Origin of the sequence: Sphingopyxis sp., assembly GCF_036261875.1 — a bacterium.
GTDB lineage: Bacteria > Pseudomonadota > Alphaproteobacteria > Sphingomonadales > Sphingomonadaceae > Sphingopyxis.
Genome location: NZ_DATAJZ010000025.1, coordinates 245778 through 265997, shown reverse-complemented (window position 1 = coordinate 265997; position 20220 = coordinate 245778). Strand labels below are relative to the sequence as shown.

The 20220-nt window shown below is 65.6% G+C and carries 21 protein-coding genes and 1 tRNA gene; 13 read left to right on the top strand and 9 right to left on the bottom strand.

Annotated features, from left to right (window positions below):
* Window positions 1–10: 10 nt before the first annotated feature.
* Window positions 11–412 carry a Co2+/Mg2+ efflux protein ApaG gene (gene apaG / locus VHO04_RS12610; RefSeq protein ID WP_257550117.1) on the top strand — a complete coding sequence of 134 codons (402 nt, stop codon included), beginning with the start codon at window positions 11–13 and terminating at the stop codon, window positions 410–412.
* On the top strand, window positions 409–1200 hold the full coding sequence (locus VHO04_RS12605; RefSeq protein ID WP_329628599.1) for a LysR substrate-binding domain-containing protein: 792 nt from the start codon (window positions 409–411) through the stop codon (window positions 1198–1200). The genes apaG and VHO04_RS12605 overlap by 4 nt, the downstream gene beginning before the upstream one ends.
* 8 nt (window positions 1201–1208) lie before the next feature.
* On the opposite strand, the gene VHO04_RS12600 is transcribed toward VHO04_RS12605, so the two are convergent.
* The 4 genes from VHO04_RS12600 to parE form a co-directional block, all read right to left on the bottom strand.
* Entirely contained in the window at window positions 1209–2525 is a 1317-nt protein-coding gene (locus VHO04_RS12600; RefSeq protein ID WP_329628598.1) for a serine hydrolase, read from the bottom strand.
* Entirely contained in the window at window positions 2522–3112 is a 591-nt protein-coding gene (locus VHO04_RS12595; RefSeq protein WP_329628597.1) for a hypothetical protein, read from the bottom strand. The genes VHO04_RS12600 and VHO04_RS12595 overlap by 4 nt, the downstream gene beginning before the upstream one ends.
* Window positions 3109–3633: a sigma-70 family RNA polymerase sigma factor gene (locus VHO04_RS12590; RefSeq protein WP_329628596.1), complete on the bottom strand. Its 525-nt coding sequence runs from the start codon at window positions 3631–3633 to the stop codon at window positions 3109–3111. The genes VHO04_RS12595 and VHO04_RS12590 overlap by 4 nt, the downstream gene beginning before the upstream one ends.
* An 82-nt stretch (window positions 3634–3715) precedes the next feature.
* Window positions 3716–5695, bottom strand: a complete 1980-nt coding sequence (parE, locus tag VHO04_RS12585; protein ID WP_329628595.1) for a DNA topoisomerase IV subunit B — start codon at window positions 5693–5695, stop codon at window positions 3716–3718.
* Window positions 5696–5866: 171 nt separating this feature from the next.
* Between parE and VHO04_RS12580 the strand changes: the two genes are divergently transcribed.
* Window positions 5867–6703, top strand: coding sequence for an outer membrane protein (locus VHO04_RS12580; protein WP_329628594.1), 837 nt, complete (start codon window positions 5867–5869; stop codon window positions 6701–6703).
* A 55-nt stretch (window positions 6704–6758) separates the two neighbouring features.
* Here the strand turns inward: VHO04_RS12580 and VHO04_RS12575 are convergent, their stop codons facing one another.
* Window positions 6759–7157, bottom strand: a complete 399-nt coding sequence (locus tag VHO04_RS12575) for a PaaI family thioesterase (protein ID WP_329628593.1) — start codon at window positions 7155–7157, stop codon at window positions 6759–6761.
* A 9-nt stretch (window positions 7158–7166) separates the two neighbouring features.
* Window positions 7167–7853, bottom strand: coding sequence for a GcrA family cell cycle regulator (locus tag VHO04_RS12570; RefSeq protein WP_329628592.1), 687 nt, complete (start codon window positions 7851–7853; stop codon window positions 7167–7169).
* 111 nt (window positions 7854–7964) lie between these two features.
* On the opposite strand from VHO04_RS12570, the gene VHO04_RS12565 reads away from it, so the two are divergent.
* Window positions 7965–8837, top strand: a complete 873-nt coding sequence (locus tag VHO04_RS12565) for an ABC transporter permease (protein ID WP_329628591.1) — start codon at window positions 7965–7967, stop codon at window positions 8835–8837.
* 21 nt (window positions 8838–8858) lie between these two features.
* Here VHO04_RS12565 and hspQ read toward each other — a convergent pair whose 3' ends face one another.
* Entirely contained in the window at window positions 8859–9245 is a 387-nt protein-coding gene (gene hspQ, locus VHO04_RS12560; protein WP_329628590.1) for a heat shock protein HspQ, read from the bottom strand.
* 183 nt (window positions 9246–9428) lie between these two features.
* On the opposite strand from hspQ, the gene VHO04_RS12555 reads away from it, so the two are divergent.
* Window positions 9429–10052, top strand: coding sequence for a Yip1 family protein (locus VHO04_RS12555; RefSeq protein WP_329628589.1), 624 nt, complete (start codon window positions 9429–9431; stop codon window positions 10050–10052).
* A 173-nt stretch (window positions 10053–10225) separates the two neighbouring features.
* Window positions 10226–10831 carry an FABP family protein gene (locus tag VHO04_RS12550; RefSeq protein ID WP_329628588.1) on the top strand — a complete coding sequence of 202 codons (606 nt, stop codon included), beginning with the start codon at window positions 10226–10228 and terminating at the stop codon, window positions 10829–10831.
* Between the two features lie 85 nt (window positions 10832–10916).
* On the opposite strand, the gene VHO04_RS12545 is transcribed toward VHO04_RS12550, so the two are convergent.
* A tRNA-Ser gene (locus VHO04_RS12545) sits at window positions 10917–11006 on the bottom strand.
* Window positions 11007–11129: 123 nt separating this feature from the next.
* Here VHO04_RS12545 and VHO04_RS12540 point away from each other — a divergent pair.
* The 5 genes from VHO04_RS12540 to VHO04_RS12520 all read left to right on the top strand — a co-directional run bounded on the left by VHO04_RS12540 (window position 11130) and on the right by VHO04_RS12520 (window position 16502).
* Entirely contained in the window at window positions 11130–12335 is a 1206-nt protein-coding gene (locus tag VHO04_RS12540; protein WP_329628587.1) for a CoA transferase, read from the top strand.
* Window positions 12336–12408: 73 nt separating this feature from the next.
* Window positions 12409–13293, top strand: coding sequence for a glutathione-dependent disulfide-bond oxidoreductase (gene yghU, locus VHO04_RS12535; RefSeq protein ID WP_329628586.1), 885 nt, complete (start codon window positions 12409–12411; stop codon window positions 13291–13293).
* 210 nt (window positions 13294–13503) lie between these two features.
* Complete coding sequence (locus VHO04_RS12530; protein ID WP_329628585.1) at window positions 13504–13896, top strand: TadE/TadG family type IV pilus assembly protein; 393 nt, start codon at window positions 13504–13506, stop codon at window positions 13894–13896.
* 3 nt (window positions 13897–13899) lie between these two features.
* The gene (locus VHO04_RS12525) at window positions 13900–15519 is read left to right on the top strand and encodes a TadG family pilus assembly protein (RefSeq protein WP_329628584.1); all 1620 of its coding nucleotides are present in this window, start codon (window positions 13900–13902) and stop codon (window positions 15517–15519) included.
* A 92-nt stretch (window positions 15520–15611) separates the two neighbouring features.
* A complete protein-coding gene (locus VHO04_RS12520) occupies window positions 15612–16502 on the top strand; it encodes a PAS domain-containing protein (protein WP_329628583.1) in 891 nt (296 codons plus the stop codon).
* On the opposite strand, the gene VHO04_RS12515 is transcribed toward VHO04_RS12520, so the two are convergent.
* The gene (locus VHO04_RS12515; RefSeq protein ID WP_329628582.1) at window positions 16480–17559 is read right to left on the bottom strand and encodes an MBL fold metallo-hydrolase; all 1080 of its coding nucleotides are present in this window, start codon (window positions 17557–17559) and stop codon (window positions 16480–16482) included. The genes VHO04_RS12520 and VHO04_RS12515 overlap by 23 nt on opposite strands.
* A gap of 150 nt (window positions 17560–17709) precedes the next feature.
* Here VHO04_RS12515 and VHO04_RS12510 point away from each other — a divergent pair, with 150 nt between their 5' ends.
* Both VHO04_RS12510 and VHO04_RS12505 read left to right on the top strand, forming a co-directional pair.
* Complete coding sequence (locus VHO04_RS12510; RefSeq protein WP_329628581.1) at window positions 17710–18903, top strand: acyl-CoA dehydrogenase family protein; 1194 nt, start codon at window positions 17710–17712, stop codon at window positions 18901–18903.
* A gap of 110 nt (window positions 18904–19013) precedes the next feature.
* On the top strand, window positions 19014–20153 hold the full coding sequence (locus VHO04_RS12505) for an acyl-CoA dehydrogenase family protein (protein ID WP_329628580.1): 1140 nt from the start codon (window positions 19014–19016) through the stop codon (window positions 20151–20153).
* The last annotated feature ends 67 nt before the right edge of the window (window positions 20154–20220 follow it).

Genomic DNA, 20220 nt, shown 5'->3' with positions numbered 1-20220 from the left:
TAGGGTGGAAATGATCGACTCCTTCTTCCCTTTTGCGGCGACCACGGGGCCGATCACCGTGCGCGTTTCGGTCAGCTATCTGCCCGAACAGTCGCATCCGGCACTCGGGCGCTGGTTCTGGGCCTATCATGTTCGGGTCGAAAATCACGGCGACGTCGCCGCCCAACTGCTGACGCGCCACTGGAGGATCAGCGACGGCCGCGGCCAGGTGAGCGAGGTCGAGGGAGAGGGCGTCGTGGGTGAGCAGCCGCTGATCGCCCCCGGCGGTGCGTTCGACTATGTCTCGGGCTGTCCGCTCCCAACCCCCGAAGGATCGATGGTCGGCAGCTATACGATGGAAATGGGCGACGGGTCGCAGATGCTCGTCGCGATCCCGCAATTCCCGCTCCAGGCGCCCGCGACCGCATCATGAAGCGCACCCATCTGCCTTTGAACGCCCTGCGCGTCTTCGATGCCGCTGCCCGGCACCTCAGCTTCACGCGCGCCGCCGACGAGCTCGCGGTAACCCCCGCCGCGGTGGGCCAACAGATCCGCGCGCTCGAGGATATGCTCGGCGTCGTCCTCTTTCGCCGCACGCCCAAGGGGCTCGAGCTGACCGGCGAAGCCGAAGCGGGGCTCGACGCGCTGCGGCAGGGCTTCCTCCAGTTCGAGGAATCGGTGCGCGCGATGCAGGCGGGGCAATCGTCGCAGTCGCTGACGATCGCCGCGCCGCGCGACCTGACCGCCAAATGGCTCGCGCCGCGGCTCGCGCGCTACAGCCAGCAAGCGCCCGACGTGCGCTTCACGCTCGTTTCGGCCGACGGCGGGATCGATTTCACCGAAGCGAACCTCGACCTCGCGATCTTCTGGACCGACGGCGCCGGCGAGCATGAGGGCGTTCCGCTCGCCGAGCCCGCGATGGTGACCGTCGCCGGACCCGGTGCCGAAAGCGACACGCGGATCGCCTGGCCCGGCTGCCCCGTCGACGACGGCGAGCCCGCGCTGCGCCTTGGCGATGCGGGGCTGGCGATCGACGCCGCCGCCAACGGCCTCGGCCTTGCCAACGTCCCCGCGATGCTCGCCGAAGCCGACATCGCGTCGGGCCGCGTCCGCCTGGTGCGGGAGTCTTTCGCGGTCAGCCGCGGCTATTGGCTCGTCGCGCCGACGCCGCAATGGCGGCAGGCGAAGGTCAAGGCACTGGTGGCCGCGCTGACGGCCTGATCTCCGGGTTATTTCGCCGCCAGCGCCAGCAGGCGAGCCACCAGCCCCGAAAACACCGCCGTGTCGACATTGGCGTCGGCATTGTTCCAGCTTGCGGTGACGACGAACCATTTTCCGTCGGCCTTGCGCTGCCCGAGCAGGCTCATCGACAGCACGCCATTCTCCGACCCGCCCTTGTAGCCGAGATAGCTCCAGGGCTCCGCCGCGACCGGCCCCAGACCATTGTTGATCGCCAGCGCCGCCATCGCCTGCTCCGACCCGCGATGCCTCAAGTCGATCATCAGCCGCGCGATGTCGGCCGGCGATGCGAACCATTCGAGACTGTCGATAAAGCGCGGTCCAGCGGTGAAGCTGACGCCGTCAACATTGCCGAGGACCAGCTTGTCGGCGTTGCCGTCGATCAGCTTGCGCTGCGCCGCATCGTCGCCCGCGGTAAATTTCCCGCGCAGATCGGTGAAATTATTGCCCTTGAGCGCGAACGCCTCGACCGTGGTCAGGAAGGGGATGTTGCGCGACGGATCGCTGTTTCCCGCCGCGCGCATCCGCGCTTCGATCGCGCCGCGACCGAGCAGGTGGATCAACGTGTCGGCGGCGCCATTGTCGCTGACCGAGATCATCCAGTTCGCAAGTGTCTGAAGCGTGACCGGCGTATCCTTCGGCCAGTTCGCGGTCGCGGCCGAGGAAAAGCTGAGGTGCGACAGCGGCACGACGTCGTTCCAGCGGCGCTTTCCGGCGGCGATCTGTGCCGCCAGCTCGTCGAGCACATAGAGTTTGAAGGTCGATCCGACCGCAAATTGCCGGTCGGCGTGCGCCGCAGCGATCGGGCGGAAGCTGTCGCCATCAACCTCGGCAACCAGAAAGCCCGCCGTGCCGGGCAGCGCCGCGATCTCGCCCGAAACCCGCGTGTAGCTGTCGTCGGCCACCGTGAAGCCGGTGATGCGAAGCCCGGTGACCCGCCCGTCGGGCGCGCCGCCCGCATCGAGCAGCACCGTCGCGACGCCCTTTTCGAAGCGCAATTTCAACGTGCCCGAATGTCCGTCGGCCGAATGCGCGCCTTCGGCGGCGATCGCGCGGCCATATTGCGCGATGATCCCCGCGGTCATCGTTTTGAACTGGGCTTCGGGAACCGCGGCCTGAAACGAAGGCGCGAAATAGGCGTCGAACGCCATGTAGCCATTGATAACATCGACGAGATCTGCCGCGCGGCGATCGAAAGCCGTGGCATTTTGGGAGGAGGCGTTGGCCGCCGGCGGCTGATGGGCAATCGCGGGCGAGCCGTGCAAGGCCGTCATCGAGGCGAGCAGGATCGCGATCATGGTTTTCATGGAATATCTCCCTTGAAAGAGGCCGCACGATCGATCCGTTCGATGTGCGCGCGTATCCGCGCGGCGGCACGGCGATTGAGCAGCCATATTCCGCCGAACACCAGAATTTGAAAAGCGAGAACCAGGGCAAAAGCCAGCGGATTCTCCAACCCGCGCGCCTCGGCCAGCCCCGCCAGGAAAAGCAGCAGTCCGGGCAGGAACGGGGCAAGATACCAACGGCCGACATTGGCGAGCAGATGCTCCTCACGCACCAGTCTCGCCCGGTAATAGCCGCGCACATCCTGTGCCTCGGCATCGGGATCAGGGCGGGACGATCGGTGGGCGAGCTGTCGGCCGACAATCACGGCGGCGGCCATCGTCAGCAAGCTGCCGGCCTTCAGCAGGAACCCCGGCAGGATGACCGCGTAAATGCCGAACACCGCCAGAACCAGCGCCGCGCCAATATATTCGCGTCGATTGCGCCGCCGGACGACGTTGCTCAACCGCGCCGCCCGGCGCTTGACGTCATCAAGTGCGAGTGGCGTGAAGGAGACTTCATCGTCCCGCCACAGGGCGCGAAGCTCCGCTTCGTTGCGGAAATCGATCATGGGGCCTCTCCAGCCGCCGCAAAGCGGCGCGTTAGCATGGTCTTGAAACGATGGATCCTGGCGGCGGCAACATCGGGTGAAACGCCGGTGACAGCCGCGATTTCGGCGCCCGTGACGCCTTCGAGATAGAGCAATAATATCTGTCGGTCGGGCGGATCGAGCCGCTCGACGATCGACAGGATCAGCGTCATCGCCTGCCCGCTTTCGGCGGCATCGAAGGGCGAGGGGGCGGCATCGGCAATCTCGATGTCCTCGAGACTCGCCCAGCCGGGCGCGTTGCGGCGACGGTGCGCGAGCATGTGCGACGTCGCACGATTGTGCGCGACGCGCCACACCCAGGTGCTCAGCGCGCAGCGGCCGTCGAAATGGGCGAAGCTCTGCCACAGCGCGACCTGCACATCCTGCTCGAGGTCGCGGCGAAGATCGGGGTCAGCCTCATAACCGCGCGCCATGCGGGCAAGGGCGGGCCCGAAGCGGTCGATTGCCTCGGCAAAGGCCCGGTCCTGTTCGGCTTCGTCCACGCCATGCTCCGAAATTTCATGTCGCATAGCCTATTAGTCGGCGGCGACGGGAATTTCTGACGCGGCGTCGCGAAATTATTTATCAGGCATCGATTGCCGCCTCGTCGAGGGTCGCGGCATTGGCCTGGATGAACTGGAAACGATGTTCGGGATGCTTGCCCATCAGCCGGTCGACCAGATCCTTGACCAGATGCCGCTCTTCATATTCCTGCGGCAGCGTGACGCGCAGCATCGAGCGCGTCGCCGGGTCCATCGTCGTTTCCTTGAGCTGGTTCGGGTTCATCTCGCCGAGTCCCTTGAAACGCCCGACCTCGACCTTTTTCCCTTTGAAAACCGTGGCTTCCAGCTCGGCGCGATGGGCATCATCGCGCGCATAGGCCGACGTCGCGCCAGCCGTGAGGCGATAGAGCGGCGGCTGGGCGAGATAGACATGCCCGTTCCGCACGATGTCGGGCATCTCCTGAAAGAAGAACGTCATCAACAGGGTCGCGATATGCGCGCCGTCGACGTCGGCATCGGTCATGATGACGATCTTATCGTACCGCAGCCGATCGGCGTCGCAATCCTTGCGCATCCCGCAGCCGAGCGCGAGCGCGAGGTCGGCGATTTCCTGATTGGCGCGGATCTTGTCGGCGCTGGCGCTCGCAACGTTCAAAATCTTGCCGCGGATCGGCAGGATCGCCTGCGTCTTGCGGTCGCGCGCCTGCTTGGCGCTGCCGCCCGCGCTGTCGCCCTCAACGATAAATAATTCCGTGCCTTCGGGGCCGTCATTGGCACAGTCTGTGAGCTTCCCCGGCAGGCGGAGCTTGCGGCCGCTGGTGGCGGTCTTGCGCTTCACCTCGCGCTCGGCCTTGCGCTTCAGCCGCTCGTCCATGCGTTCGAGGATCAACCCGAGCAGCGCGCGGCCGCGGTCCATATTGTCCGAGAGGAAATGGTCGAAATGGTCGCGCACCGCATTTTCGACGAAGCGCGCGGCCTCGGGGCTCGACAGCCGGTCCTTGGTCTGGCTCTGGAATTGCGGGTCACGGATGAACACCGACAGCATCATCTCGCCGCCGTTGAACACGTCTTCCGCTGTGATCTGCGCCGCCTTCTTTTGGCCGATCAACTCGCCGAAGGCGCGCAATCCCTTGGTCAGCGCGGCGCGCAGCCCCGCTTCGTGGGTGCCGCCGGCGGGGGTCGGAATGGTGTTGCAATACCAGCTATAGCTGCCGTCGGACCAGAGCGGCCAGGCGATCGCCCATTCGGCGCGCCCCTGGTCGCCGGGAAAATCCTGCCGCCCCACGAACGGTTCGGCGGTCGCGCATTCGCGGGTACCGATCTGTTCCTTCAGATGATCGGCCAGCCCGCCAGGAAACTGGAACACCGCCTCGGTCGGGGTATCGTCGCCGATCAGTTCGGCGGCGCATTTCCAGCGGATCTCGACCCCCGCGAACAGATAGGCTTTCGATCGCGCCATGCGATAGAGGCGCTGCGGCTTGAACCGCCCATGCTCGCCGAAGATCGCGGGATCGGGGACAAAGGAGACGCTCGTCCCGCGCCGGTTCGGCGTCGGGCCCAGTTCTTCCAGCGGCCCCTGCGGAACGCCTTGCGAAAAACTCTGCCGATACAATATCTTGGACCGCGCAACTTCGATCACGGTTTCGATCGACAGCGCATTGACGACGCTGACCCCGACGCCGTGCAGACCGCCCGAGGTCGCATAGGCCTTGCCCTCGAACTTGCCCCCCGAATGGAGCATGGTCATGATGACTTCGAGCGCCGACTTGCCGGGAAATTTCGGGTGCGGATCAACGGGCATACCGCGCCCATTGTCGATCACGGTCAGACGATTGCCGACGTCGAGCTCGATTTCGATCCGCGTCGCATGGCCCGCGACCGCCTCGTCCATGCTGTTGTCGATGACCTCGGCGGCCAGGTGGTGGAGCGCCCGCTCGTCGGTGCCGCCGATATACATGCCGGGACGCCGCCGCACCGGCTCCAGCCCTTCGAGCACCTCGATCTGCGAGGCGTTGTAGCTGTCGGCCGCGGGCTGGCTGCTGTCGAACAAATCGTGACTCATGGCGTGGATATAGGAGGCCGGAAAGGCCGCTGGCAAGCGCGGTTTTCAAGCCGTTGGAGCAGACAGAGGCCCGGCTCGGCTCGTCCCGTTTTCGGCACAAGGATGAAACTCCGCTCCCGCCGGCGGGTTGGTCCGCCGACTGCAAAGTCGTTCAAAAAGTGGAGAAAACATATGAAATTCGCAGCTCTCCTCGCTGCTTCGGCAGCATCCGTTCTGGCGGTTCCGGCCTTCGCGCAAAATGACCGCGATCCCGCGCAGGACTTCAACGGTCCCTATATCTCGATCGGCGGCGGCGCCTCCCTGCAGGGCAGCGACCGCGGCGAAACCTTGATCTTCGATACCGATGGCGACGGCGTTTACGGCGACACCGTGACCACCGTGGGCGGAACCGATGCTTTCTCGCCGGGCTTCTGCAACGGCCGCGCGACCGGAACCGCCAATATCGATTGCCGCAACGACCGCGACGGCGCGAATTATTTCGGCCGCCTCGGCTATGACAAGCGCATGGGCAATTTCGTCCTCGGCGCGGTGATCGAGGGTGGCCGCAGCGAAGCGCGCGACAGCGTCAGCGGCTTTTCGACGACACCCGCCTCCTATGAGATCAGCCGCAAGGCCGACTGGCAGGCGAATGCGCGGCTGCGCGCGGGTTATACGCCGGGCGGCGGCGCGCTCTTCTATGTGACGGGCGGCCCCGCTTATGCGCGGCTCAACAACCGGTTCGCGACGACCAACACCGCCAACAGCTTCGCCGACAATGGCAAGACCAACGGCTGGGGCTATGCCGCCGGTGGCGGTGCCGAAATCATGGTCACGAACAAGATCGCCGTCGGTCTGGAATATCTCTACACCGACGTGAAGGACAAGGATTATACGGTGAACGTCGGGCCCGGCACCGCCGACCCCGCGACCAATCCGTTCCTTCTCGACAATGGTGCGACCGATATCCGGCGCAGCGATCCGCACTTCCGCACCCACGCTGTGCGCGGAACCTTGAGCTACCGCTTCTAAACCTCTTGGGAAGCGGAACAGGGAGGCGCCGGGGCTATACTCCGGCGCCTTTCGCTTATTCGGCGGCGGGCGCGGGAAAGATCGCGAAATTGCCGTTGGCGCTGGCGACGAGCCGATCGTCCTGAAACAGGCGCGCGTCGATATTGGCGATGCGCTTGCCGCGATGCAGCACTTCGGCTTCGCAGGTCAGCCGTCCTTCGGTGACGCGGACATGATAGTTGAATTTGATCTCCAGCGTCGCGCACCAGAAATCCTTCGGAAGCAGGCTGATCAGCGCACCGCCCATCGCCGTGTCGGCGAGCGAATAGGCGACGCCGCCGTGCGCGGCGCCCTGCGGGCTGAAATGCTGGTCCCGATCGATGTCGATCGCCATCACGCAACGGCCGTCGCCGCGCTCGACCATTTGCAGGCCGAGCGCACGCGCGAACTGGAAATCCTGCCCGAAAGGCCTCAACGGACGCCCTTAACGAACTCGGGGGCCGCCGAAGGGCGGGGGCGGGGGCGGGCGGCGCGTGCCGCGCGGAAGCTGCGCCTGATAGGCGCGGCCGCAATGCTCGACGCAATAGGGGAAGCCCGGATTCACCGCTTCGCCGCAGAAATGGAAGTCGGGCTCGCCGGGATGCCCCATCGGCCAGCGGCAGATGCGGTCGTTGAGGTCGAGCAGGCTCGTCTTGTCGGCGATCTCGGGGCTAGGCTTTGCAGGCACCAGCCGGCGCGGCGGCGCGGGCGGGATCGGTGCCTGCTGGTCGCCCGGACCCTGACGGATGAAACCGCCCGGGCCGATCGACACGATCCGCGGCGCATCGGGCTTCGGCGGCGCTTCGGCGGCGTCGGCTTCGACCGCGGGGCGCGGCTCGACCGCCGGCTTCGGCTCGGCCCGCGGCGGGGCCGCCGGACGCGAGAAAGCGGGCGCCGCTGCACGCGGCGGGGCGGCAGGCGCGGCCGGTTTCGGCGCGGCAGGCTTGGGCGCCTTCACTACCTTTTCGGTGGCCTTCACCGGCGACGGGCGCGATTTCAGGCCCAAGCGGTGCGCCTTGCCGATCACGGCGTTGCGGCTGACCCCGCCCAGCTCGTCGGCGATCTGGCTGGCGGTCAGGCCCTTTTCCCACATGCTGCGCAGTTGCTCGATGCGCTCATCGGTCCATGACATTCGTTTCGTTCCTTATCATTCCACGCTGCTCGCCAGCCGGCGATCCCGAAGGACCGGCGCCGTCACTGCCCAGCTTGCGGTAAGATCGGGGAGGCGATAGGCGAGAACGCCATGAACGACCAGCCCCAAATTTCGCATCCCGACTCGGCCAATTCCGCCGCGGTCCCGGCTTTCGCCGAACCCGGCGTCCCGCAAATCCGGACGCTCAACGTTCCGGCCATGCAGGCGCTATATGTCAAGGAGGTGCGGCGGTTTTTCAAGGTCCAGCTGCAAACAATATGGGCCCCCGCGGTCACGACCTTGCTGTTTCTCGTCATCTTCACCGTCGCGCTCGGCGGCGCGGGGCGCAAGGTCATCGGCGTTCCCTTCGCCGATTTCGTCGCGCCCGGCCTGATCATGATGGCGATGCTGCAGAACAGTTTCGCCAATTCCAGCTTTTCGCTGCTCGTCGGCAAGATCCAGGGCACGATCGTCGATTATCTGATGCCGCCGCTGGCGGTGGGGGAATTGATCATCGCGCTGATCGGCGCCGCGATCACCCGTGCGGTGCTCGTCGGGCTGGCGCTGTGGGTCGCGATGCTCCTCTGGCCCGGCGTCCATGTCGGCCCCGACCATCTGTGGGCGGTCGCGCTGTTCGGGCTGCTCGGGGCGATGATGCTGAGCTTCCTTGGCCTGATCACCTCGATCTGGGCCGAGAAATTCGATCATGCCGCCGCGGTCACCAATTTCGTCGTGACGCCGCTCGCGCTGCTGTCGGGCACCTTCTATTCGGTCGACCGGCTCGCGCCCTGGTTTCAGGGCGTCGCGCACGCGAATCCCGTCTATTATGCGATCATGGGCTTTCGCTACGGCTTCATCGGCACGGTCGATTCGACGATCGCGCACCCGGTGCTGACCGCGGCGGTCACGCTGATCGCGGTCAACGCCGCGCTCGGCGTGCTGACCTATCGCCTGCTGACTTCGGGGTGGAAACTGAAGGCCTGACGCCCCCGCGAAGCCTGAAACCTAGTGGCGGTGGATCGGGCGGACGCGGTAACGCCCCTGCACCAGCCCGTCGAACATCGCGTCGACCTGCGGATGGTCGACCGGGCCATGCTCGCCGTCGATCACCAGATTCTGCTGGCTGACATAGGCGATATAGGCCGAATCCTCGCTCTCGGCGAGAAGATGGTAATAGGGCTGTTCCTTCGCGGGGCGGATAGCCTCGGGAATCGCGTCATACCATTCGTCGCTGTTCGCGAAGACCGGATCGACGTCGAAAACGACGCCGCGAAAGTCGAACATGCGGTGCCGCACGATATCGCCCGGCGCAAAGCGCGCGCGCTCGATCAGCGGCGCGGCCGCACGGCGCGGATTCGGGTCGCGGAAATCGGGGGAGGTTTCTGACGTCATATCCTCAATCTATGGCTATTTACGCACGGTTCAAGTCCGTTACACTCCGCCGGGACCGCGACAGGCCGAATTCGCCCTGTGATCGCGGTTACAGATGCACTGGCCGACGGGGCTAGCGTGCAATTCGGCCTTCGCATGACCGAAACGGGACATGGGCCGCCAGAATCCAGGGAGACGCATTGCATGACCGACACACCAAATCCTCTTCCGCCCGCGGCATCCGGCCTTTTTCAGCGCGCGAAGGATATCCTCCTCAGGCCGAAGGAGACCTGGCCCGCCATTGCGGCAGAGCCGGCGACGGTCCAGTCGATCTACGTCCCCTATGTGCTGCTGCTGGCCGCGGTCGGCCCGCTCGCGGGGCTCGTCGGTGGGCAGGTTTTCGGAATCACCTTTCTGGGCGTGACCTACCATCCGCCGCTGGCCGGCGCGCTCGTCTCGGCGGTGCTGTCCTATGGCCTGACGCTCGCCAGCGTGTTCCTTCTCGCGCTGGTCATCGACGGCCTCGCACCAAGCTTCGGCGGACAGAAGGACCAGGTCCAGGCGCTGAAGGTCGCGGCCTATGCCGGAACCGCGGGCTGGGTCGGCGGCATCTTCGGGCTGATCCCGGCGCTCGCCATCATCGGTATGCTCTTCGCGCTCTATGGCCTCTATCTTCTCTATCTGGGGCTACCGGCGCTGATGAAGGCGCCGGAGGACAAGGCGCTGGGCTATACGGCGGTTGTGATCGTCGTGGCGATCATCCTGTTCCTGGTTGTCGGCGCGGTCGTCGCGGCCGTGGCCACCCCTTCGTTCGTCACCATCAGGTGACGGCCTGCTTTTGCGGCACCTCCAGCGCTGTTTTGAAACGCGGCGCTGGGGGCAAGCCTGTGTCGCGACCTATGCAAGAAAATGGTCACACGATTGAAAATCTTTAGTTGGTTATCGCGCGCGGCCCGATGTTAGCATCCCTCGATCGATGAGAAGAGAGGGAGAAGATCGCGATGCCGAACGATATTGCCTATTCGCGTAAACTGGGTCCGTTGACGCCGCTCGTCGGGGAATGGGAGGGTGATGTCGGGGTCGATCTGTCCTATCACAACAAGGACGACTGGACGACCGAGACCACCTATTTCGAAAAGGCGTCGTTCAAACCGATCCCGATGCAGGAAAACGGCCAACAGACCCTGTGGGGGCTGAACTACAGCATGACCGCATGGCGTCACGGCGAAGAGGCCATGGACCCTTTCCACGACGAGATCGGCTTCCTGCTGTGGGACAAGACCCATGGCGAAGTCATGCGGACGGTGGTGTTCGGGCGCGGCATCGCGATCCTCGCGGGCAGCAGCGCCAAGCCCGACGACAAGGTTCTGACCTTCGACGCCGCGCCGGGCCAACCCTGCTACGGCATATTGCAGAATAAATATCTGCTTGAACGCGCCGAAATCCGCGACTTCAAGAGCAATTTCACGATCAACGACGATGGAACGCTCAGCTATACGTCGGACCTGATGCTCCGGCTCTCCGCCACGGGTGCGGAGATGCACCACACCGACCGCAACACCTTGCGTCGCGTCAAACGCTATCATCCGAGCGCCGAGAACGGCTGACCGCAGGCGGAATCCGAACTATCTCGAAAAAGCCCAGGGAAACCTGGGCTTTTTCAAATGGCCGAGATGTTTGAAAATAGGAAAATGGAGGAGAGTGAGGGATTCGAACCCTCGGTACCGTTGCCGGCACTTCGCATTTCGAGTGCGACGCTTTCGACCACTCAGCCAACTCTCCTCGCTGAGAGGAGAGCCCCCTAGCGACCGCTCGCGCGTCTTGCAAGCCTCTCGTCACATTTATCATTGCCCCGTCGAAAAAGCCCAAAGGCGCTTGGCAGTATCGGCGCGCGGCTGCTAGCCGATGGAAAACATCGGGGAGAAACGACGCGTGCCACTGACCGGAATAAGGGTGCTCGACTTCGGCCGCTATATCGCCGGCCCCTATTGCGCGGCGCTGCTCGCCGATTACGGCGCCGACGTCATCCGCATCGAGGCGCCGGGCGGCAACGACGATCGTTTCACCGTGCCGGTCGCGGCGGACGGGTCGGGCGCGATGTTCCTGCAGATGAACCGCGCCAAGCGCTGTCTGACGCTGAAGCCCGGCTGCCCCGAGGGGCGCGAGATCGTCCGCCGCCTCGCCCGCACCGCCGACGTCGTTGTCGCGAACCTGCCGCACGATGCGCTCGTCAGGCTGGGGCTCGATCACGACAGCCTGTCGGCAATCAATCCGCGCATCATCCTTGCGACCGCCTCGGCCTTCGGCAGCGAGGGGCCGCTTGCGAAGAATGTCGGGTTCGACGCGGTCGGTCAGGCCATGTCGGGGGCGGTGCATCTGACCGGCACGCCCGATCAGCCCTATCGCGCGCAGGTCAATTATGTCGATTTCGGCACCGCGCTGCACACCGCCTTCGGCGTCCTGATCGCGCTGCGCGAGCGCGAGACGACGGGGAAGGGGCAATGCGTGTCGGGATCGCTGCTCGGCACTGCGCTCGCAATGACCAATGCGCTCACCATCGATCATGCGCTGAACGGGATCGAGCGCCAGCCGATCGGCAATCGCAGCTATAGCTCGGCGCCGACCGATCTGTTCCGCACCCGCGACGGCTGGATCGTCACGCAGATCGTCGGCGGCGGCATCTTCACGCGCTGGGCGGACCTGGTCGGCCGTCCCGAACTCGTCGAGGATCCGCGCTACGCCAGCGACATATTGCGCGGCGATAATGGCGAGGACCTCAGCGTCATCATGCAGACGTGGTGCATCACCCGCACGAGCGCCGAAGCGATCGCCGAACTCGCCGCCGCGCGCGTCCCCGCCGCGCCGGTCCTGCACCCCCACGAAGCGCTGGCGCAGCCGCAAGTCGCCGCGATGGGGCTGGTCGAACCGGTCGCCTATCCGGGCGCCACGCGGGAGGTGCCGATGATCCGCGCCCCGATCCGCCTGTCGGCCAGCGCCAGGCCCGCGCCCACGCGCGCGCCGCAGCTCGGCGAGCATAGCGACGCGATCCTCGCCGAGCTCGGCTACGACGCCGAAGCGATTTCGGCTTTGCGAGCGCAAAATATTATTTGAGCCGCCGGTGCTGGACGGCGGCACCTCGCAGCATTAGATACCGGTCAGTATAGATTTAGCTCAGGAGTTCCCGATGACCGATCAAGCCGAATATGTGCCGCCGAAGATCTGGACCTGGGACAAGGAAAGCGGGGGTCGCTTTGCCAACATCAACCGCCCCGTCGCCGGTCCGACGCACGACAAGGAGCTGCCGATCGGCCAGCATCCGCTGCAACTCTACTCGCTCGGGACTCCCAATGGGGTGAAGGTCACCGTGATGCTCGAGGAACTGCTCGCGGCCGGCCACAGCGGCGCCGAATATGACGCATGGCTGATCAACATCGGCGAGGGCGACCAGTTTTCGAGCGGCTTCGTCGGTGCCAATCCGAACAGCAAGATCCCCGCGCTTATCGACCGCAGCGGGCCGGCGCCGATCCGCGTCTTCGAATCGGGGGCGATTTTGATCCATCTTGCCGAGAAATTCGGCGCCTTCCTCCCCACCGATCCCGCGCAGCGCGCCGAAACGCTATCGTGGCTGATGTGGCAGATGGGAAGCGCCCCCTTCCTGGGCGGCGGCTTCGGCCATTTCTATGCCTATGCGCCGTTCAAGCAGGAATATCCGATCAACCGATACGCGATGGAAGTGAAGCGCCAGCTCGACGTGCTCGACCGGCAGCTCGCGACAAGCGAATATATCGCGGGGACCGACTATACGATCGCCGACATGGCGATCTGGCCCTGGTACGGCGCGCTCGCGAAAGGCCTCGTCTATGACGCAGGCGAGTTTCTGCAAGTGCAGGACTATCGCAACGTCCAGCGCTGGACCGACCAGCTCGCGACGCGTCCTGCGGTCAGGCGCGGGCGGATGGTCAACCGCGTGATGGGCGACCCGGCGAGCCAGCTTCGCGAACGCCACGACGCCTCCGATTTCGACCTGCGCACGCAGGATAAGCTGGAGGCGCAGCAGCCCGCCGAATGACGCATTTTCCGCGCACCGCCTGTCGCGGCTGTTAACGGCCCGGCAGGAGGCGCGGATTGGCGAGCGTTGCGGGCCGCGCGCTTGCCGTAAAATTCGTAAATTCGGCGCGCCGCCGCCTCGACCCTGCCTTCATCGCCCCCGCGCCATGCTGGGCGGATGATGGCTTCCGATCCCTTGCCGCGGTCCGCCCGCTCGCTTCGCGCCCGTCTGGTGCGAAGCGAGCGGGCGGCCGCGATGGTCGAGATGGCGCTGGTGCTGCCGCTCTTCCTCGCGCTCCTCATGGGCATATTGGTCTATGGCCAATATTTCCTGCTCGCGCACAGCGTCCAGCAGGCGGCGAACGACGGCGCCCGCGCCGCGATCACCGGGCTCGATGCCGCCGACCGCAGCGCGATCGCGACCCGCGCCGTCGATCGCAGCATGACGGCGATCGCGGGCTTCACTCCCACCACGCGCAGCGTCGCGATCAGCGAGACCAGCGACGCGGTGACGGTCGCTGTCACTTATGCTGTCCCCGCCACCAGCCTCATCCGCTCCTCCTTCGTCCCATCGCCGGGCAATGTCATCCGCGCCCGCGCGACCTTCGAGCTTCCGGTGGACTGACCCATGGCGCTGTTCCGCACTTTCCTGAAAGACCGGCGCGCGGGGATCAGCATCGCCTCGGCCTTCGCGCTCGCAATGCTGATCGGCGCGGCGGCGCTGGCGGTCGATTTCGGCTCGTTCACGCTCGACCGCCGCAAGCTCCAGGGGATCGCCGACGCCGCCGCGCTCGCGGCCGCCGGACACCCGGGCCAGGAACGTGCGGCGGCCGAGCGGATTATCGCCGCGAACTGCAATTGCACCATCGCCATCGCGTCGCTGACGACCGGCACCTATCAGCCCGATCCTGCCGTTCCGGCCGAGCAGCGCTTCACCGCGGGGGGCAGCGCGCCGAACGCGGTGCGGATCGTGTTGACGCGCGACCGGCCGATGGTCTTTGGCCGCTTCGTGACCGGCCGCGACGAAACGATCATTGGCGCCTCGGCCACAGCGGCGCGGCGGGGTTATGCCGCCTTTTCGCTCGGCTCGCGCGTCGCGGCGCTGCACGGTGGGGTGCCGAACGCGCTGCTTTCGGCGCTGACCGGCAGTCAGGTCAATCTGTCGGTGATGGATTATAACGCGCTGGCAAATGCCGACGTCGATCTGCTCGCTTTCTCCGAAGCATTGCGCACCGAACTTGGCGCCAATGTGCTGACCTTCGGCCAGACGCTCGACACGCAGGCGACGCTGCCGCAGGTGCTGTCGGCGCTCGCGGCGGCGAGCAACGGGCAGGCAGCCACGGCGCTCAGCGCGCTCGCGACCAAGGCGGTGCCGAAAACCCTCTTCCCTTCGCGGGCGGTGAGCCTCGGCCCGCGGTCGTCGAGCATCCGCGTCGACGAGGCGAACCCGGTCAAGGTCAACGCGCTCAGCCTGCTGCGCTCGATGCTGCTGCTCGCCAATGCGAACCGTCAGGTCGATCTGTCGGTCGCCAGCAATCTGCCCGGCGGATCGGGGGTCGACGTCGCGCTGCTCATTGGCGAACCGCCCGCGGACTCGCCCCTGATCGCGATCACCGACACGCAGCAGGTCATCGTGCGCACCGCACAGGTGCGGCTGAAGATGGTGACCAAAGTCGCGCTTCCGCTCGCGAGCGTCGAGATTCCGGTCTACGCCGAACTGGGATCGGCGTCGGCGCGGATCACCGACATCGATTGTTTCGCCGGGGACGGCGACGCCGTGACGCTCGGCATCACGACCTCGCCCGCGAAGCTCACCATCGGTTCGGTCGCCGACAGCGATTTCCAGAATATGCAGCGCCCGCTCGACCCCGCCCCGGTCAAACTCGTCAAGCTGCCGCTCGCCAACGTCGAGGGAAAGGCCGAACTGGTGCTTTCCGACCTCAACGAAAAGCCCGCGCGCTTCACGCGGGGCGAAATCGACGACGGCGCGGTCAAGACCGTCGAAAGCAGCGGGCTTGTCGCAGGAGCGGCCAAATCGCTCGCCGACCGGATCGACCTCAAGGTCAACATCCTAGGTCTGGGCCTCGGCCTTAATGCCCTGTCGGGCGTGGTGGGCGATGCGCTGGGTCTGGCCGCGCCGGTGCTCGACGGGGTGCTGGAGGGGTTGACCGAAACGCTAGGCGTCCATGTCGGCGAGGCCGACGCGCGCGTGAACGCGCTGCGCTGCGGCCGCGCGAAGCTCGTCTGACCCCATATCGGCGCCGATCCGGACCCGCTTGCCCGCCATCGGGCGCATCATCCGCCCATAAGGAAGCAAAGAGCTTCGAGGGGAGGCAAGGGATGGCAAGGACCGGAGAAACGCAGCGCGTATCGGCGGCGGATTTCATCCGCGGCTTCGGCAACTGGCGATTGCAGGCGTCACGGCGGCCGGTGGTCGTCACCCATCACGGCAAGGATGCCCATGTGCTGATCTCGCTCGACGATTACCGCCGGCTCGGCGATGCGAATTCGCCTTCGTCGGCGCTGCGGGATTCGCTCGCCGATCTGGTCGAATCGATCCGCGATGCGGTGCTCCTCATCGACCGCGAACGCCGGATCGCGGCGATCAATCCGTCGGCATCGGATATGCTTGAAACCGCGGCGGCGGAGTTGATCGGCCGTCCGCTGGCCGACGCGGTGCCGGCGCTCGGTAACCATCTGCTGCTCGCGCATGTGAACCGGCTGCTCGACCATCGCGAGCGTTTTGCGGGCGACGTGCCCGGACTGCTGCGGCCGCGTCAATGGCTGCGCGTCGAGCTGGTGCCCCTGCCGGTCGGCGGTGCAATCGTCCTGCGCGATGTCAGCGCCGCTATGGACGATCAGGGGCTGGACGACATACGGCGCGCGTTCGTCGATGCGGCCGAAATGCACGGCGCCATCGGCCGCGCTTCGATTTCTGTCCGCGAGGCGGTCGAAGACGCGAACGCGGCGCTGACCGCGATGGTCGGCGTCGATCCCGCCGCGATCCGCCGCGTGCGCTTTTCGGCGCTGATCGCGATGGGCGAGCGCGCGGCCTTCCTCGATGCCCTCGAAACCCTGTTCCGCACCGGCACCCCGGCCCGCCTGACCTCGGCATTGGTGACACGCGAGGGCGCGGCGCTGCCAGTTACGCTGGCGATGGCCGAGCGGCGCGGCGCTTACGCCAGCGAGGGTGCGGTGGTGGTCGTGACTAGAACCAGTTCCCGCGCGTGATCGCCTTGCTTCCGGCCGGAAGCGAATAGCTGTCGCCGTCCTCGCCGATGATCAGCGGCCCGTCGAACTTGCTCTTCGCGCCATCGAGGAACGCCGCGTCGAGATAGCGCCCCGGATAAGGCGGCACGATGTGGGTCAGCACCAGCATCTTCACCCGCGCCGCCTCGGCGCTTTCGGCGGCCTGCGCCGGGCTGGCGTGATAATCGAGGATGTCGTGCATGATCTGCGCCGTCTGCGGCCGTCCCGCCGCCTTCAGCCGCGCGGCGAGCATCGTCACCATTTCGGGCTGCAATGCTTCGTGGATCAGCAGGTCGGCGCCCCTGGCGACGGCTTCGACCATCGGCGATTTCGCAGTATCGCCGCTTATCACGACGCTGCGCCCCTTGTAATCGAAGCGATAGCCGACCGCGGGCTGGACCGGACGATGGTCGACCGGGAAGGCCGTCACCTTGAGCCCGTCGGCTTCATAGACCACGACCGGCCCCGTCGGCACCGCGAACGGCATCGCCGTCGCACCCGCGGCTGCTGGCGGCGTGATCACTGGGCCATGGTGCGCGGTGCGATAGCCGTTGTCGGCGGCATAGGCCGCGTCGAAGCCGCCGACCACCGCCTCGACCCCGGTCGGGCCATAGACGGGGAGGGGACTTTTGTTGCCGCTCCCCGTCCAGCGCAGCAGCATCATCGGACCCAGGCCGTCGATATGGTCCGAATGATAATGGGTCAGGAACAAAGCGCGGATCTGGCCGTTGGGCAGGCCCATCAGCGCGATGTTGCGCGCGCCGCCTTCGCCGGCATCGACGACGACCATCGCCTTGCCCGCGATCACCACGGTGCAGGCGCCCGCACGGTCGCGGTTGGGCAGCGGCGACCCGGTGCCGCACAGCCCGACATGCAAGCCATCGGGCAGCTTCGCCAGATTGTCGCGCCCCGCTTGGCTGTCGAGCCCGCGCTGATAGAGCCACAGGCCGATCGGCCGCTGGAACAGCATCGCCGCGCCCCCCGCGACGACCAATAGCAGCAAGAGCGCCGTCAGCGCCCGCAAGCTCTTCTTCATCATCCCCTCCCGCCCGATGTTCTCGCCTCGTCTCTCTGGACAAGCCGCAAAGCTGGGCGCAGTCTTTCATAAAGCGTTGCGGCCTGCAACTTACCTTTACGTAAACGTGAGCGCCTCCTATAAGGGCGCCATGGCCCAATGGGAGAATCGATAATGGACATGGAGTTCAGCCCCGAAGACCTCGCCTTCCAGAAGGAAGTGCGCGAGTTCATCGCCGAAAATTACCCCGCCGAACTGCGCGGCAAGCAGGATGAGGGCGACGAGCTCAGCAAGGAGGATTTCCTCTCCTGGCACAAGATCCTCTACAAAAAGGGATGGGTCGCGCCCGCCTGGCCGGTCGAATATGGCGGCACCGGCTGGACGCCGACGCAGCGCTTCATCTGGTCGGAAGAGACCGCACGCGCCGACTGCGTCCGCCTGATGCCCTTCGGCCTCGCGATGGTCGGCCCCGTCATCTACACCTTCGGCACCCCCGAGCAGAAAGCGCGCTTCCTGCCGCGCATCCTGTCGGGTGAGGATTGGTGGTGTCAGGGCTATTCGGAACCCGGTTCGGGCTCCGATCTCGCGTCGCTGCGTACTGCCGCCGTGCGGGACGGCGACGAATATGTCGTCAACGGGCAAAAGACCTGGACGACGATGGCGCAATATGCCGACTGGGGCTTCTTCCTCGTCCGCACCGACAAGGATGCCAAGCAGCAGGAAGGCATCAGCTTCCTCCTCATCGACATGAAATCGCCCGGCATCACCGTTCGCCCGATCATCACGCTCGGCGGCGAGCATGAAGTGAACGAGGTGTTCCTCGAGGATGTCCGCGTCCCCGTCGACCAGCGCGTCTATGAAGAGAATAAGGGCTGGACCTGCGCCAAGTTCCTCCTCGCGCACGAACGCACCGGCATCGCCGGCGTCGCGGCGTCGAAGCGCGGAGTCGAGAAGGTGAAGGCGATCGCGCGCACCGAACTCGACGGCGATCGGCCGCTGCTCGCGAATCCCTTCTTCAAGCGCAAGATGGCCGAACTCGAAATCGACCTGACCGCGCTCGAATTCACCGAATTGCGTAGCCTCGCCGGCGCCAATGCCGGCAAGGGGCCGGGACCCGAATCGAGCCTGCTCAAGATCAAGGGCTCCGAAATCCAGCAGCGCCTGACCGAACTGACGCTGGAAGCGGTCGGCCATTATGGCGCGCCCTATTTCCGCGGCTTCGGGGAAGGCGACAACGAGCATCCGATCGGGCCCGATTACGCCCATCGCGCCGCGCCGACCTATTTCAACGTCCGCAAGACGACGATCTATGGCGGATCGAACGAGATTCAGCGCAACATCATCGCGAAGATGGTGCTCGGCCTTTGATCGAATAATCGACGTCATTTCGGCGCAGGCCGGAATCTCGACCTCTCGCCATGATGCGGCGGCGAGATCCCGGCCTTCGCCGGGATGACGGTGGAATAGAGGATAAGATAGTGGATTTCACCTACACCGAAACGCAGGACATGATCCGCGACACGCTGTCGCGCTTTCTGGCCGACACCTATGATTTCGAAACCCGCCAGAAGTTCATCAATGGCGATATGGGCCGCGATCCCGCGATCTGGACCGCGCTCGCGCAGGAGCTCGGGATGCTCGGCGCGGCGTTCAGCGAAGAGCAGGGCGGTCTTGGCGGCGGCGCGCTCGAAAATGCGATCATCATGGAGGAACTGGGCAAGGTCATCGCGATCGAGCCCTATCTGCCGACCGTCGTCATCGCGGGCGGCGCGCTCAAGGCTGTCGGCGGCGCGCAGGCCGATGCGATGATCCCCGAAATCATCGCGGGCAATGCGATCGTCGCCTTCGCCTATGCCGAGCCGCAGGGCCGCTACGACCTGGCCAACCTGCGCACCACTGCGAAGAAGGACGGCGCGGGCTATGTGCTGAACGGCCACAAGGGCGTCGTCTATGCCGCGCCGTGGGCGACGCATCTGCTCGTCACCGCGCGCACCGGCGGCGGCCAGCGCGACACGGACGGCGTGTCGCTGTTCCTGATCGACGCCAATCTTCCGGGTATCGTCCGCCGCGACTATCCGACCGTCGACGGCAACCGCGCCTCTGAAATCTATTTCGAGAATGTCGCAGTCCCCGGCGACGCACTGCTCGGCGGCGAGGGAACCGGCCTGCCGCTGATCGAGCAGATCGTCGACGAAGCGACCATCGCGGTGTGCGCCGAGGCGACCGGCGTGATGCAGAAGCTTCACGAAGGCACGCTCGAATATACGCAGCAGCGCAAGCAGTTCGGCGTGCCGATCGCCAAGTTCCAGGTGCTCCAGCACCGCATGGTCGACATGTTCATGGAGGTCGAGCAGGCGCGATCGATGACGATCATGGGGACGCTGAAGCTGGGCCTGCCCGCAAGCGAGCGCATGGCGGCGGTGTCGGCAGCCAAGAGCAAGGTCGCGCGCGGCGCCAAATTCGTCGGCCAGAACGCGATCCAGACCCACGGTGGCATCGGCATCACCCAGGAACTCGCCATCGGCCATTATTTCAAGCGCGCGACGATGATCGAGGGCCAGTTCGGCAGCGCCGACTATCATCTTGACCGCTACGAGCGCATCGCTCTGGCGGATTGATCAACATTCGTCATTGCGAGGAGCGCAGCGACGAAGCAATCTCCAGCTGTCGTCCTGAAAGGGCGTG